This is a genomic window from Bradyrhizobium sp. USDA 3256 (genome assembly GCF_054058275.1).
Window position 1 is genome coordinate 1,953,156 of sequence record NZ_JBSSAE010000002.1, and the last position, 14,055, is coordinate 1,967,210.

15 protein-coding genes are annotated in these 14,055 nt (G+C 65.0%); 4 read left to right on the top strand and 11 right to left on the bottom strand.

The features are described 5' to 3' along the window. Positions 1 to 28: 28 nt before the first annotated feature. From ACVWY5_RS10750 to ACVWY5_RS10780, 7 genes are all read right to left on the bottom strand, one after another. A complete protein-coding gene (locus ACVWY5_RS10750) occupies positions 29 to 499 on the bottom strand; it encodes a GFA family protein (protein WP_028331649.1) in 471 nt (156 codons plus the stop codon). Further along, a complete protein-coding gene (locus ACVWY5_RS10755; protein ID WP_028331648.1) occupies positions 496 to 2,370 on the bottom strand; it encodes a methylmalonyl-CoA mutase family protein in 1,875 nt (624 codons plus the stop codon). Before ACVWY5_RS10755 ends, ACVWY5_RS10750 begins: the two co-directional genes overlap by 4 nt. 104 nt (positions 2,371 to 2,474) lie before the next feature. Further along, positions 2,475 to 2,966 carry a 2-amino-4-hydroxy-6-hydroxymethyldihydropteridine diphosphokinase gene (folK, locus tag ACVWY5_RS10760; RefSeq protein ID WP_028331647.1) on the bottom strand — a complete coding sequence of 164 codons (492 nt, stop codon included), beginning with the start codon at positions 2,964 to 2,966 and terminating at the stop codon, positions 2,475 to 2,477. A 6-nt stretch (positions 2,967 to 2,972) separates the two neighbouring features. After that, positions 2,973 to 3,353 (bottom strand): dihydroneopterin aldolase, encoded by a 381-nt coding sequence (folB, locus tag ACVWY5_RS10765; protein ID WP_016842351.1) that lies wholly within the window; start codon positions 3,351 to 3,353, stop codon positions 2,973 to 2,975. After that, a complete protein-coding gene (folP, locus tag ACVWY5_RS10770) occupies positions 3,350 to 4,207 on the bottom strand; it encodes a dihydropteroate synthase (protein WP_050387176.1) in 858 nt (285 codons plus the stop codon). The genes folB and folP overlap by 4 nt, the downstream gene beginning before the upstream one ends. Before the next feature lie 87 nt (positions 4,208 to 4,294). Continuing rightward, positions 4,295 to 4,702 carry a DUF4332 domain-containing protein gene (locus ACVWY5_RS10775; RefSeq protein WP_028331645.1) on the bottom strand — a complete coding sequence of 136 codons (408 nt, stop codon included), beginning with the start codon at positions 4,700 to 4,702 and terminating at the stop codon, positions 4,295 to 4,297. Positions 4,703 to 4,758: 56 nt separating this feature from the next. Continuing rightward, positions 4,759 to 5,124: a hypothetical protein gene (locus ACVWY5_RS10780; RefSeq protein WP_016841849.1), complete on the bottom strand. Its 366-nt coding sequence runs from the start codon at positions 5,122 to 5,124 to the stop codon at positions 4,759 to 4,761. A gap of 339 nt (positions 5,125 to 5,463) precedes the next feature. Between ACVWY5_RS10780 and ACVWY5_RS10785 the strand changes: the two genes are divergently transcribed. Together ACVWY5_RS10785 and ACVWY5_RS10790 are read left to right on the top strand one after the other, a co-directional pair. Next, positions 5,464 to 7,086: a helicase HerA-like domain-containing protein gene (locus tag ACVWY5_RS10785; RefSeq protein WP_028331644.1), complete on the top strand. Its 1,623-nt coding sequence runs from the start codon at positions 5,464 to 5,466 to the stop codon at positions 7,084 to 7,086. A 95-nt stretch (positions 7,087 to 7,181) separates the two neighbouring features. Then, positions 7,182 to 8,582, top strand: coding sequence for a M20/M25/M40 family metallo-hydrolase (locus ACVWY5_RS10790; RefSeq protein WP_028331643.1), 1,401 nt, complete (start codon positions 7,182 to 7,184; stop codon positions 8,580 to 8,582). 104 nt (positions 8,583 to 8,686) lie between these two features. Here the strand turns inward: ACVWY5_RS10790 and ACVWY5_RS10795 are convergent, their stop codons facing one another. Together ACVWY5_RS10795 and ACVWY5_RS10800 are read right to left on the bottom strand one after the other, a co-directional pair. Continuing rightward, positions 8,687 to 9,466: a class II aldolase/adducin family protein gene (locus tag ACVWY5_RS10795; RefSeq protein WP_028331642.1), complete on the bottom strand. Its 780-nt coding sequence runs from the start codon at positions 9,464 to 9,466 to the stop codon at positions 8,687 to 8,689. Between the two features lie 146 nt (positions 9,467 to 9,612). Beyond that, positions 9,613 to 11,262 (bottom strand): glycosyltransferase family 39 protein, encoded by a 1,650-nt coding sequence (locus ACVWY5_RS10800; protein ID WP_028331641.1) that lies wholly within the window; start codon positions 11,260 to 11,262, stop codon positions 9,613 to 9,615. Between the two features lie 339 nt (positions 11,263 to 11,601). On the opposite strand from ACVWY5_RS10800, the gene ACVWY5_RS10805 reads away from it, so the two are divergent. Together ACVWY5_RS10805 and ACVWY5_RS10810 are read left to right on the top strand one after the other, a co-directional pair. Then, the gene (locus tag ACVWY5_RS10805; RefSeq protein ID WP_028331640.1) at positions 11,602 to 12,495 is read left to right on the top strand and encodes a hypothetical protein; all 894 of its coding nucleotides are present in this window, start codon (positions 11,602 to 11,604) and stop codon (positions 12,493 to 12,495) included. 177 nt (positions 12,496 to 12,672) lie between these two features. Further along, positions 12,673 to 13,086 (top strand): MucR family transcriptional regulator, encoded by a 414-nt coding sequence (locus ACVWY5_RS10810; protein WP_018270656.1) that lies wholly within the window; start codon positions 12,673 to 12,675, stop codon positions 13,084 to 13,086. Between the two features lie 4 nt (positions 13,087 to 13,090). Here the strand turns inward: ACVWY5_RS10810 and ACVWY5_RS10815 are convergent, their stop codons facing one another. Then, a complete protein-coding gene (locus ACVWY5_RS10815; protein ID WP_028331639.1) occupies positions 13,091 to 13,522 on the bottom strand; it encodes a SufE family protein in 432 nt (143 codons plus the stop codon). Between the two features lie 144 nt (positions 13,523 to 13,666). After that, the gene (locus ACVWY5_RS10820; protein ID WP_028331638.1) at positions 13,667 to 14,047 is read right to left on the bottom strand and encodes a DUF5330 domain-containing protein; all 381 of its coding nucleotides are present in this window, start codon (positions 14,045 to 14,047) and stop codon (positions 13,667 to 13,669) included. Positions 14,048 to 14,055: the final 8 nt, after the last annotated feature.

A 14,055-nucleotide genomic window follows, 5' to 3' on the forward strand; every position in this document is an offset into this window, starting at 1 on the left:
CGTTCGATCAATCGCTGTAGCTTCTAACTCAATCATGGTCCGGATGCTGATGGCTGACGATCGTCGCCATCTTGTCCGGTCCGTAATTCTGCATCGTGGTCTGGCTCGGCAGGTTGGCAATGCCGACCACCCAGCCGTGGCGGGACTCGGTTCCGAATTGTTGCGTCGGTATCACCCGGTCGGGCCGGTCGAAGGCGCCGGTCATGATCTCGATCCGCGGCCCGTCGATGCGGCGGAAGCTCAGGGGCGTTCCGCAGGCGGCGCAGAAGTCGCGCTCGGCGATCGAGGAGGACCTGAACGCGGCGGGCTTGCCGCGGGTCCATTTGAAGTCGTTGCGATCGATGTCGGCGAAAGAGGCAAATGGCGCCCCGGACGCTTTCTGGCACATCCGGCAGTGGCAGATGCTGATCCGGGTCGGTGCCGCCGAGACGGCAAATCGGACGGCGCCGCACTGGCAGCCGCCGGTCAGAACGGGTGTCGATGGTGCCTCTGCGCTCATGTCTGCTCCATCTGCCGATAGGCGTCGCGCAATGTCGCCAGCGCATCACCGCCGGCGAAGACGAACTCGCCGATGCCGGCCGCCCGCAGCGCCGCTTCCTGGTCGGCGGGCCGCCCTGCCAGATAGATATGCCTTGCACCGGCGCCTTGAAGGGCCCTGGCGGCCTCAACGGCGCTGGCGGCATAGACCTTATCCGAGGAACAAATGCATGCCATCGTTGCGCCCGAGGCCTTGTAGGCCGCGGCCAGCGCCGCCGCGTCGGCAAAACCCTCGCTGTCGATAGCCTCGATCCCGCCGGTTTCGAAGAAACTCTTGGCGAAGGTCGCGCGGGCCGTGAAGTCCGCGGGGGTGCCGAGATTGGCCAGGAATATCTTCGGCCGTGCGCCATGCGCCTTCAGCGCGGCATCCGACTTGTCGCGCAGCGCCTCGAACGGTTCGGCGAGCCGCATCGGCGCGAGGGCGTCGAACTTCACCTTGGTGCCGGCGAGGGACGCCGACGCTGATGGTTTCACATCCAGCACCGCGGGGGCGGCCTCGCGCAGATCCGGAAATTCGCTGGCGCCGGTCAGCACGTCGCGGCGCTTCGCCACATTGGTCTCGCGCAGCAATCGCGTCGCGGCGACCTTGTTTTGCAGCAGCCCCTGCTCGAGCGCGGCGAAGATGCCGCCGGCCTTCTCGATCTCCTGGAACAGCGTCCACGCCGCCTCGCAGAGTTGCGAGGTCAGCGTCTCGATGCCGCCGGCGCCGGCCGCGGGATCGGACACCTTTGCCAGGTTGGATTCATCGAGCAGCACGAGTTGCGTGTTGCGCGCCACGCGCCGGGCGAAGTCGTCGGGCAGGCCGAGCGCCAGCGTGTGCGGCAGCACCGTGATCGCATTGGCGCCGCCGAGCCCGGCCGCAAAGGTCGCGATCGTCGCGCGCAGCATGTTCACATTGGGATCGCGCTGGGTCAGCATCCGCCAGGCGGTTTGCGCGTTGACGAAGATCGGCTTCGGCGCAAGCCCACAGGCCTGCTCGACCCGTGCCCAGAGCAGCCGCAGCGCGCGGAATTTCGCCATGGTCAGGAACTGGTCGGCATCGGCGCTGAGGCGGAACGAGATGCCCGCGCGCGCCGCATCGAGATCGATGCCGGCGCCTTCCAGCATGCGCAGATAGGCGAGGCCCAGCGCGAGCGTGAACGCGAGTTCCTGCACCTCGGAACCGCCGGCGTCATGGACCGGCCGGCCGTCGGCCAGCACGAACGGCCCCTTGAAGCCGCGCCTGATCAGGCCATTGACGACCTGGCCGAACGACTTTTCGTAGTTGGGCCAGGCGATGGCCGCGGCGCCGCGCACGGCCATGGTGCTGAGCGCCTGGTAATTGAAATGCAGATCGAGCTTGGCCGGGTCGAGCTTGCGGGCCTCGACCATGTCGGCAAAGGTCTCGCCGGCGTTCTCGCGGCCGATCACCGGATTGAGCGCGATCATGATGCCGGCATCGAGATGGATGCCGCCGCAGGCGCGCGCCAGCGTCTTCTTGCTGGCGTCGGCAAGACCGAAGCCGCGCGCACCGGGACCGCCGGCGAACTCGAATTCGAGGCCGGTCGCGCCGTTCTCGAGATCCTGCAGCGCTTGCGCATTAGCCTGTGCGGCATCGGGATGATCGACCCGCTGCAGGATCTGCCAGGGCGCAGCGGCGGCGCGGCCGGCAAGCGGGTTTGTGTTGGTGGCGCGGCGGTAGATCGGATCGATCTTCAGGCCGTCATAGGTCTTGCCGACCAGCTTCTCGAACGGGGCGCCCTTCAGCACGCCGTCGACCAGCTTGCGCCAGTCGTCATAGGTCGCAGGTCGAAAATCCGAAGCCAGAGCCAAATCGTCAGTCGAGGTCGTCATCCGCCCAAATCGTCCTTCACCGGCCCGCGCGGGGCCCCTTGATTTGGCCGGAAATTGCCACGGGCGGGCGGCCAAGCCAAACGGTTGTTTGCGATGGTTTGGCTTTAATCGAGGTCCGCTAGACGGAAAATACCGTCGGTAGAGACCTTGGCGAGCGCATCGGCGACGCGGCGCCCGGCGATGACGCGGTCGGGAACGATCTCGGCGAGCGGCACCAGCACGAAAGCGCGTTCGAACAGGCGCGGATGCGGCAGCGTCAGTTCCGGCTTGTTCAGTGTGACGTCGTCATAGGCGATCAGGTCGAGATCGAGGGTGCGCGGCCCCCAGCGCTGCTCATTGGCGCGGTCGCGGCCGAATTTGGCTTCGATCTTGTGCAGCGTGAACAGCAGCGCGTGCGGATCGAGACTGGTCTCGATCTCGATGCAGGCGTTGATGAAGCTGTCCTGCTGCTGCTCGCCCCAGGGCGGCGTCGAATAATCCGACGAGCGCGCGATAAGCGCGGCCTGGGTCATGCCGCAGATATTGGCGATCGCCTTGCGAAACGTCGTGCGGACGTCGCCGACATTGCCGCCGAGGGCGATCAGGACGTCAGCCATCTGCGTTCAACCCTGGGGCGGTTGATGGCGCGAGCGGGTCAGCACCACGCCGACATCGTCGAAGATCGCGGCGATCGGCGCGTGCGGCTTGTGCACCGTGACCTTGACCGCCCGGATCCGCGGGAAGCTCGCCAGGATGTCCTCGGCCACCGCGCCGGCGGCGCGCTCCAGCAGCTTGTAGTTGGTGTTCTTGAATGCCGATGTGGCGGTCGCCACCACGTTGGAATAGGAGACCGTATCGGAGAGGCGGTCGGTGCGCGAGGATTCCGAGAGGTCGGTATAGAGCTCGAGATCGATGACGAAACGCTGCCCGACTTCGGTCTCATGTTCCATCACGCCATGACGGGCATGGATGACGATCCCGGTGATGAAGATCGTATCGGTCATTGCTGTCCCTCGATTGTTGCGGCCACGCGCAGCGCCTGAACGGTTTCGGCGACGTCATGCGCGCGGATGATGCGGGCGCCATTCTGCGCGGCGATCAGATGCGCCGCGATCGAGCCGCCGATCCGCTGTTGCGGCTCCGACGGCACGACCGTGCTGATGAAGCGCTTGCGCGAGGCGCCGACCAGCAGCGGCAGTCGGAACGCGTCGAGCTCGGAGAGCCGCGCCAGCGCGGTCATGCTCTGCTCCGGGGTCTTGCCGAAGCCGATGCCGGGATCGAGCACGATCCGGTCGGGCGAAATGCCGACGCTCGCGGCGATCGCGAGCGAGCGGGTGAAGAACGCGGCGATGTCCTGCATGATGTCGATCGCCGGATCGGCCTGCTCGCGATTGTGCATGATGATCACGGGCACGCCGCGTGCGGCGACGAGCGGCGCCATGCCGGCATCGCGCTGCAGGCCCCAGACGTCATTGGCGATCGCCGCGCCGTGGTCGAGCGCCCAGGCCACGACCTCCGATTTCATGCTGTCGATCGAGACCGGCACGCCAAGCGCGATCACGTCGGCCAGCACCGGCTTCAGCCGCGCCATCTCGGCCTCGGCGGTGACCGGCTGCGAGCCGTAGGGACGGGTGGATTCCGCGCCGATGTCGATGATATCGGCGCCTTCGGCGACCAGCTTGCGGGCCTGCGCCAGCGCCTCTTCGGGTGCGGCGAACTGGCCGCCGTCGGAGAACGAGTCCGGCGTCACGTTCAGGATGCCCATCACGGCCGGATAAGGCCGCGACAACAGCGCCGGCAGCACCGCCGATACGGCCGGGCCGGTCACCGTCGATGCTATCGGCTTGCTCGCCATCATGCGGTGGCTTTGCGCTGACCGCAGCGGCAAGTCAAGGTGTGGCGATGACGTGTGACGCGGCCGGCGGCCGAATGCCGTTAAGACAGGCTAATAGGTGATCTTGGGAGGCAGCTTGCGTGCCTCTTCGATCAGCAGCTCGACCGACTTCTCCGACGGCATCACGCGGACGAGCTTACGACGCACATTGGCGTCCTTCATGCTCTGCGCGAGCCGCGACGGGTTGCGGTGCGCGAGCTCGCGCACGGTGGTGACGCCGGCGGCGCGGACCAGGCCGACCTTCGCCTTGCCCATGCCGGGAATCCGCATGTAGTCGGAGATGTTGGCCCATTCGAGCAATTGTTGTTCGCTGATCCCGGTCTTGGTGGCGAGCGCCTTGCGTCCCTTGACGGTGCGGGCGGCTTCAAGCAGTGCGTCGGTCGTGCGGATACCCTGCGATTTCAGTTTGGTGGCGCAATAGGCGGACAGGCCTTCGATCTCGGAGAGGGGGTATGTCATGATACTCGTATGCAGGTAGAAGGGAGCGCACGTGCAATGGCGTTTGGGAGAATGCTTCAGGCAAACTGGCTGAGGCCCGGCGTCCCCGAGATGATCTCGCCCATTTGATCCGCTCCGATTTTGTCGCGGCCGAACCTGAAAAGTTCACGCGCGACGTTCTGAATCTCACTCATGCTCAATCCAAGCGCCATCAGCCGGGTGCCGACAGCCATCAGACCGCCACCCATCAACCGCGATAGACCACCGCTGTTGTTGGAGGCGGCGATTGCCGCTTCGGCGCCGGGGATTTGGTCGATCAGAGCCTGAACTTTGTCGGAAGGTCCCTCGTTACGGAGGAAACCCAGAACGATGCCGATGGTTTTTTCAGCGACAGCACCGTCGATGCCGGCCTTCGCGGCCAGCTGCCCAACCAATTCGTCCATATTGCCCCGCCTCAACCGGTTTTTGCCGGATCATTCTTGAAGATTTATCTTGAGCGCCTGTGTCACGAAATACAAGCGATCCGCGCATTTCAGTTCGTTTTCTTTTTCAATCGCGTCGGGAGTGTTGCACCTCTGCAAGAGTGAGCGGCGGATTCACACCATCTTGTCGCAATGCGCAATGCCTTTCGTCACTTGGCCGGGAATAAAGTATGAGGAACTGGTGCAGCGACAATATACATCAGTGCGCGCCGATGGTTTCAATCGACCTGCAAGATGCAATATGATGTCATCGGTTCGAATGGATCGAGCCGATTTAAAATCGCGTTAAGAGGCGAAGCGATGGCGACGTCCGACAACAAGTTGGCCGACACCGATGAGAAAATCTTTATCGGCAAGGGCGAGGAAACGGCCTGGCTGACGCTTGCGCTGGCCAACCGCCACGGCCTTGTGACCGGTGCGACCGGAACCGGCAAGACCGTCACGCTACAGGTCATGGCTGAAGGATTTGCGCGCGCCGGCGTTCCGGTTTTCGCAGCCGACATCAAGGGCGATCTTTCCGGTATCTCCGAAGTCGGCGAGGCCAAGGACTTTATCCTGAAGCGTGCCAAGGAGATGGGTCTGACCTTTCAGCCGGATCAGTTCTCGACCGTATTCTGGGACGTGTTCGGCGAGCAGGGCCAGCCGGTGCGCGCCACCGTCACCGAGATGGGACCGCTGCTGCTCTCGCGGATGCTCGATCTGAACGACGTGCAGGAAGGCGTGCTCAATGTTGCCTTCCGCGTCGCCGACGAGAACGGTCTCACGCTGATCGACATGAAGGACCTGCGGGCGCTGCTGGATGCGATCGCCCCGGACGGCAGCAAGAAGGCCGCCGACGACGAGGAGGATCCGCTGGCGCCGATCCGTAAGGCCGCGCAAGGCTACGGCAATGTGTCCAAGGCGACCGTCGGAACGATCCAGCGTCAGCTCCTGGTGCTCGAGAATCAGGGCGGCGCCAAGTTCTTCGGCGAGCCGGCGCTGACGCTGAAGGATTTCATGCGCACCGACCGCGACGGCCGCGGCATGGTCAATATCCTGGTCGCCGACAAGCTGATGCAGAGCCCGCGGCTTTACGCCACCTTCCTGCTCTGGATGCTTTCGGAATTGTTCGAGGAATTGCCGGAGGCCGGCGACCTGCCGAAGCCGAAGCTGGTGTTCTTCTTCGACGAGGCGCATCTCTTGTTCACCGACGCGCCGAAGGCGCTGATGGACAAGATCGAGCAGGTGGTGCGGCTGATCCGCTCCAAGGGCGTCGGCGTCTATTTCGTCACGCAGAATCCGATCGACGTGCCGGACAAGGTGCTGGCGCAGCTCGGCAACCGCGTGCAGCACGCGCTGCGCGCCTTCACGCCGCGCGACCAGAAGGCGGTTGCCGCGGCCGCACAGACCTTCCGGCCCAATCCGAAGCTCGACACCGCGCGGGTGATCATGGAGCTCGGCAAGGGCGAGGCGCTGGTGTCGTTCCTCGAGGGCGGCGGCACGCCGTCGATGGTCGAGCGCGTCATGGTGCGCCCGCCGTCGGCGCGGATCGGGCCGATCACGCCGGAGGAGCGCAAGGCGATCATGGATGCGAGCCCGGTGAAGGGCAAATACGACACCGCGGTCGATGCCGAATCCGCCTACGAGATCATCCAGAAGCGGCTCGCCGGAACGGCGGCGCCGGCCGGCGGCAGCGCTGGCGGCGAGGGGGGCGGCATCTTCGGCCAGATCGGTTCGATCGCGTCCACGATCTTCGGCACCAACGTCAAGCGCGGCCGCATGTCGACCGGGCAGGTGATCGCGCGCAGTGTCACGCGCTCGGTGACCGACAAGGTGATCGGCGGCGTGGCCGCCGATCTCGGCAAATCGCTCGGTGGTTCGGTTGGCGGTTCGATCGGCCGGGCGCTGGTGCGCGGCGCACTCGGTGGATTGCTGCGCCGATAGCATCGCGCCGGTCGACCGAAACCGGAGACCGGCTTTGCCTCCCGCGGCCGGCGCGCTACAACCTGGCGCAACGTCCAACAAAAAGGATATCCGCGATGTCCAACGCCAAGCTGCAGCCCGTCCTCGATCGCATCGACGCCGATTTCGACAACAGCCTCGAGCGGCTGTTCACGCTGCTGCGGATCAAATCGATCTCGGCCGATCCGGCCTTCGCTGATGACTGCAAGGCGGCTGCCGATCATATCGCCAAGGACATCGCAACCCTCGGCTTCAAGACCGAAGTGCGGCCGACTGCCGGCCATCCGGCCGTGGTCGGCAAGCTGAACGGCTCGAGCGACGGACGCCCGCACGTGCTGTTCTACGGCCACTACGACGTGCAGCCGGTCGATCCCTTGAATCTCTGGCACCGTCCGCCGTTCGAACCTGTCGTGACCGACCATGCCGACGGGCGCAAGATCATCGTCGCGCGCGGCGCCGAGGACGACAAGGGACAGTTGATGACCTTCGTCGAGGCGTGCCGTGCCTGGAAGACGGTGACGGGATCGCTGCCGGTCGACATCACCATCGTCATCGAGGGTGAAGAGGAGATCGGTTCGAAGAATTTCGTGCCGTTCCTCGAGGCGAACAAGGACGATCTCAAGGCCGACTTCGCGCTGGTCTGCGACACCGGCATGTGGGACCCGAATACGCCGGCGATCACCACCTCCTTGCGCGGCCTGGTCTATGACGAGGTCAAGATCAAGGCCGCCAATCGCGACCTGCATTCCGGCGTGTTCGGCGGCGGCGCGCAGAACCCGATCCGTGTGCTGACGCGGATTCTCGGCGGCCTGCATGACGAGAACGGTCACATCACCATCCCGGGTTTCTATGACGGCGTGATGGATTTGCCGCCGGACATTCTGGCCCAGTGGAAGCAGCTCAATCTGACGCCGGAGAGCTTCCTCAAGCCGATCGGCCTCTCGGTGCCCGCCGGCGAAAAGGACCGGCTCCTGATCGAGCAGGTCTCCTCGCGCCCGACCTGCGACATCAACGGCATCGTCGGCGGCTATACCGGCGAGGGCTCCAAGACGGTGATCGCGGCCGAGGCGTCGGCGAAGGTCTCGTTCCGCCTGGTCGAGGGACAGGATCCCGAGAAGATCCGAAAGGCGTTCCGCGACTATGTGAAGGCGCGCCTGCCGGCCGACTGCAAGGCCGAGTTCACCGACCATTCCAGCGCCCCGGCGATCGCGCTCGACTGGAACATGAAGCCGCTGGCAGCCGCGCGCCGCGCGCTGACCGACGAATGGGGCAAGGAGGCGCTGCTGATCGGCTCCGGCGCCTCGATCCCGATCGTCGCCGATTTCAAGCACACGCTCGGCCTCGACAGCGTGCTGATCGGCTTCGGGCTCGACGACGACAACATCCATTCGCCGAACGAGAAGTACGACCTCAAGAGTTACCACAAGGGCATCCGCTCCTGGGCACGGATCCTGGCGGCGTTCGCCGACGCCAAATAGCGCAAGGGCAATTCACGTAAAAACGCCGCCCGGAATTGGGCGGCGTTTTGATTCCGATCGTGCAGAGGGTGTTGGCCGTTAGCCTACCCGAAGATTATGAAATTTCAATCACGGTAGCCGGGATTGACCCGGTCGAGCTTGCGCAGCAGCGGCGGCCAGACCAGCTGGGTCGAGCGCAGCTCGGCGCGATCCGGGTTGGAGAGCAGCTCGGTGTTCTTGTCGATCGCATGCTGGTCGACCGGATAGGCGATCGGTCCGAGCGCGCGGGTTGCCACCTGCATCGAGCAGGCGCGCTCCAGATGGTACATCCGCTCGAACGCGGAGGCGACCGAGCGGCCGACCGTCAGGGTGCCGTGATTGCGCAGCAGCATGTGGTTCTTGCTGCCGAGATCGCGCTGCAGGCGCGGGCGCTCGTCATGATCGAGCGCGATGCCTTCATAGTCGTGGTAGGCGAGGTCGTGGGTGACGAGCTGTGCGGTCTGGTTCAGCGGCAGCAGCCCGTCGGGGCCGCTCGACACCGCGGTGCCGTCGACGGTGTGCAGATGGAGCACGCAGCCGGCGTCCTCGCGCACCTCGTGGATCGCCGAATGGATGGTGAAGCCGGCCGGGTTGATGCTGTAGTCGCTCTTCGAGAGCTGGTTGCCGTCGAGGTCGACCTTGACGAGGCTCGACGCGGTGATCTCGTCGAACATCAGCCCGTAGGGGTTGATCAGGAAGTGATGCTCGGGCCCGGGCACGCGGGCGGAGATGTGGGTATCGACCAGATCGTCCCAGCCATAGAGCGCGACCAGCCGGTAGCAGGCAGCAAGATTGATCCGCTGCTCCCATTCCGCCGCACTCATATCCGACGGCACTTCCTTCAGGCGCGCTTCCGCTGGCGACATGGCCGATTGCTCCATTGATGGCGTTATTGCTTGGTCCAAGCGTAGCGCCGCCGCCGGACCGCAGCAAGACAGGGTAACGGCGTGACAGTCATGTCGGCATGCGGCCCACGATCGGAACGGCAATCGTCAGTGGGCAGCGTGATGCGTTACGGCGCCGGGATCGCCAGCAGGCTCGAGATGCTGCGGCCGCGGATGTCGTAGACGCGGGCGAACACGACGTCGTCGCGCTTGATCTCGACCATGACCGGCGCGGCCAGGCCCTTGCAGTAGAATTCGCCGAGCGTCATCGCGAAGTCGGCGGCATTGCTGTCCCAGCCGATCGTGAAATCGGGGCCGAGCGCGACCTGCGCGGGGCGCTGCGGTCCGCACACCGCGACCTTCCACTTGCGGTTCTGCGGCGGCACTTCCTGCCGCTCCGCCAGTTGCTCGCGCAGCCCGTCGGATGCCTGCTTCAGCGCCAGGCCCCAATAGTCCAGCATGAAGAAGTTGTCCGCGGTGCGCACCGTGCCGGCGATGTGGTTGAAGTGCGTGTACTGATACGGGTGCAGGCGGATCATTTCGCTGAGCGGCAGCAAGAGGCCGAACGCGAACATGGCGAGCGCCGCGGGCTGCCAGGCGCGGCGGTTCTCGCCGAGCCAGTCCATGCCGCGCGCGAATGCGACGCCGGCCAGCACCGTCATCGGCGGAATCACGAAGATGAAGTGACGGATGCCGTTATAGAGCGCCGGCCGCTTCACCATCGCGATCACCAGCGGCAGCGTCGCCGCCAGCGTCAGCATCAGCATGATCGACTTGCGCTTTGCGGTGACGTCGTAGCGCGACAGCGACATCAAGGTGATGACGACGGCGGCGGCCAGCAGCACCAGCAGCACTTCGGGAAGCTGCAGCGCGAACAAGGTGGGCAGATAGGACCACGGCATGTCGGGCACCGACACCAGCGCGCCGTCGAACATCTCCTTCCACGGTTTCTCGAAGAAGTGCGAGAAATAGGTCACCGCTTCGAGCGGGTGTCCGGGCTCCATGATCGACCACGGCCAGATCAGGCCCATCACGAGATAGCCCAGCACAAGTCCCGGCAGCAGCACATAGACGACATGGGCAAAGCGGTGGGTCGCCTCGCGCGGGCCCTGCTTGCGGAATTCCTCGATCAGGAGCGGGACGAAGCCGACCACGGCGTAGATCAATGCGAGCCCGCCAAGCACGCGGCAGCCGATCGACAGGCCGGCCCCCAGGCCGACGATCAGGATGGTGCGCGGCGAGGGCGCCGGATATTCCTCGATCAGGCGGACCAGGCCCATGATCAGGACCACCATCGCCACGGCGAACGGCGCATCCTTCGGATTCATGAACATGTGGCCGTAGAAAGTCGGGCACAGCGCCAGCAGCAGCAGCGCCGCCAGTCCCGCCAGCGGGCCGCCGACCCGGCGCGCCAGGCGCCAGGTTACGGCAAGGCCGATAACGCCGACGATCGCGCCGAGCAGGCGGCGCGTCTCGAACAGTTCGAGCGGAATGATCTTGTGCAGCAGGGCCGCAGCCATGTCGAAGCCGCCGCCGTACATATACAGATTGGCAAACGACAGCGCGCCGGTGTCCTTGAACCCGGACTCGTACATGCGCAGCAGGAGGTCGGCATATTCAGCGTGGGTGTAATCGTCCCAGCCCAGACCGTAATCGCGGAACGTCAAGCCGGCGACCACGGCGACCACGCCGAGGACGAGGACAGCGAGATCGTCGCAGGTCTTCTCCACCGAGCGCCGCGCAGGCGCCTCGAGGGCAGACGTCGTAATCGATGACATAGCTAGTGATACCGGCGTGCCTGTGGCCCAGATTGGCGCTTTAGGGCCTCATTCCCCGGCATCCATAGCGCAGTTCCGTTTCCGAGTAATTGGTAATTGTGGCGTAATTTCCCAGATGCGTTGCAATAAATTGGCAGCAATTCGTAGCCAGTAAATCTACGGGAGCTGGCTGGCTGACGGCCGCTGCGACCGCGGTGAAGCAACGCATCGCGGCTTGGTTAAGCCGGATTTTAGGGAACTCTGTCTACAATTGGCGGTTGGCGGTGTGGGCAATATGACGGTATCGTGGCGTTGGTGGCCCGCGCCGATTTTCGGTCGGGTCTCCCGGGGGTTAGTTCGATGAAGGTTGGTCTGTTGGTCGTCGGCGCGGGCCTGGTCGTGGCGGGCTTGGCGGCGGTCGGCCTCGGAATTCCCTACAAGGAATTCAGCGTCGGCGGCACGTTGATCGCAACAGGCGTGACCGGCGCATGTACCGGCGTGATTGTTCTGGCCCTTGCCGCCATCCTTCGCGAACTCCAGGCCATGGGCGACCGGCTTGATGCCGTCGTTGCCGTGGGTCTGCGGTCCGGCTCGCCATCTGCAACTTCCCCGCGCGGCACTCCCGACGATCCGGTGTTCCCGCCGCCTGAGCCGAAGGTCTCGGCGCCTCCGCCGCTGGCTCCAGCGTTCCCGCCATCCGCTCCCGCGGCGCCGCCGCCCTGGCACGACGAGATCGCCTCGCGCGGCGCATCAGGCGAGGTGCCGCCGCCTGCACCGGCCGCCGCGCCCGCAGATAGTGCTGCGCCGCCCAAGCGGCGCAATCTGCTGTTCTCCTCCTCGCGCAAGGAGCGTGAGCGGAACCAGGGGCGTGCCGCCGAGCCGCTCACGCCGGATCTGTTGTCGCCGGAACTACGCCCGAATCCGGGCGGTTCGGGCGAACCGGCGCCGGCAACCTTCGACGATGCCTGGCCGAAGGCCGACCGGCCGCGGTCGGTCGACGTCGCTCCGCGGCGCGGCCCCCGGACGCCATCGACTGTCGGCGAGGCTCAGTCGGCCGCCGCCGCCTCGCCGTCATCGGGCCATCCGCCGCCGCCCCAGGAGCAGCCGCCGGTAACCGTGCTCAAATCCGGCGTCGTCGACGGCATGGCCTATTCGCTCTATTCGGATGGATCGATCGAGGCGCAGATGCCCGAGGGCATGATGCGATTTGCCTCGATCGACGAGCTCAGGTCGCATCTGGAGCAACGGCCGTAAGATCCGCGCCAATACTTGCGACCGGCCGGCCCGAAGCCGGAAACGCGGCCGCTGTTGTCAGATTTGCTGCAATTCGTGCATATTCGCAAAGTAGTACGCGATTCCATTAATGTATTGCTGCGCATGGATACTGTCCGGTGGGCACCGGGCTGTCGATAGCACGGGGAAGATTGAGCCATGTCCGATACGTCAGGCAAAACGCCGGTCGAGCTGACCGCCAACATCGTTTCGGCCTATCTCAGCAACAATCCGACGCCGGCCTCGGACATTCCGAACCTGATCAGCCAGGTCCACTCCGCCTTGCTGCGGGTGTCGAGCGGACGCAGCGACACGCCGAGCGAGCCGGCCAAGCCCGCGGTGTCGATGAAGAAGTCGATCACGCCCGAATATCTGGTGTGCCTCGAGGACGGCAAGCGCTTCAAGTCGCTGAAGCGCCATCTGCGCACCCAGTACAACATGACCCCGGAGCAGTATCGCGACAAATGGGGCCTGCCGGCCGACTATCCGATGGTGGCGCCGAACTATGCGGTGGCGCGCTCGCAGCTCGCCAAGAAGATGGGCCTCGGTCAGCAGGCGCGGAAGCGGAAGTAAAGATCTACACGGCGGACGCCAGCGCCTCGCGCGCATCGTTGCGGATGCGATCGACCATCGAGCGCAGGCCGTTGGAGCGCTGCGGCGTCAGATGGTCGCGGAAGCCGAATTCGTCGAACAGCGCGAGCGCGTCGGTGCCGAGGATTTCCTTGGGCGTTTGCCCTGAAAACAGCGTCAGCACGATCGCGACCAGGCCGCGCACGATGTGGGCGTCGCTATCGCCGATGTAGATCAGGCGCGGTTCGCCGTTAGCATCGCGCTCGATCCGCTTCGACAGCCAGACCTGGCTGACGCAGCCCTGCACCTTGTTCTCGGCCGAGTGCTCCGCCTCCGACAATGGCTCGAGCGTGCGGCCGAGCTCGATGACATAGCGGTAACGGTCGTCCCACTCGTCCAGCAGCGAAAAATTGTCCCTGATTTCGTCGATCGTCGTCATCGTGGCCCGCGTCCTGTCCTTGACGGCTTATATAGGAAGGCGGGCCGCGAAAGCGATGAAAATGGAACCGGTTCCCGGCTGTTTTGACGCGTTTTCTTCACGCGAACCGGTGCCTGCCTCGCTCGACAGCGCTTTGGTTTCCGCTCACGGCGTCGGCGGCAGGCGGAATTCGATCGACTGATCCTCTGCGGTCAGCGTGTCGCGGGTCGCGGTGGCTGAATCGGTATCGTCCTTGCCGATCGAGCCGGTGTGGTCGGGTGGCTTCTTGTCGGTGATGATCTGGTAGAGCTTGCGCGCCCCGTCGGTCGCGCGCTGGCCGATCGCGGTCGCGGCCTGGCCGCCGACCTCGCAGGCGGACGGCTGGCGCTTGCAGAACTGACCCATGTCGTTGATCGTCGCGGTCGCGGCCGACACCGCATCCGACGCGCTGATCTGCGGCGTCTTGTCCGCCTCGGGTGTTTTGTCTCTCGGCAGCAGCACGAGCACAAGCCCGAGCCAGAATGCCAAACGCAGCAGGAAGAACATGGCGCGAT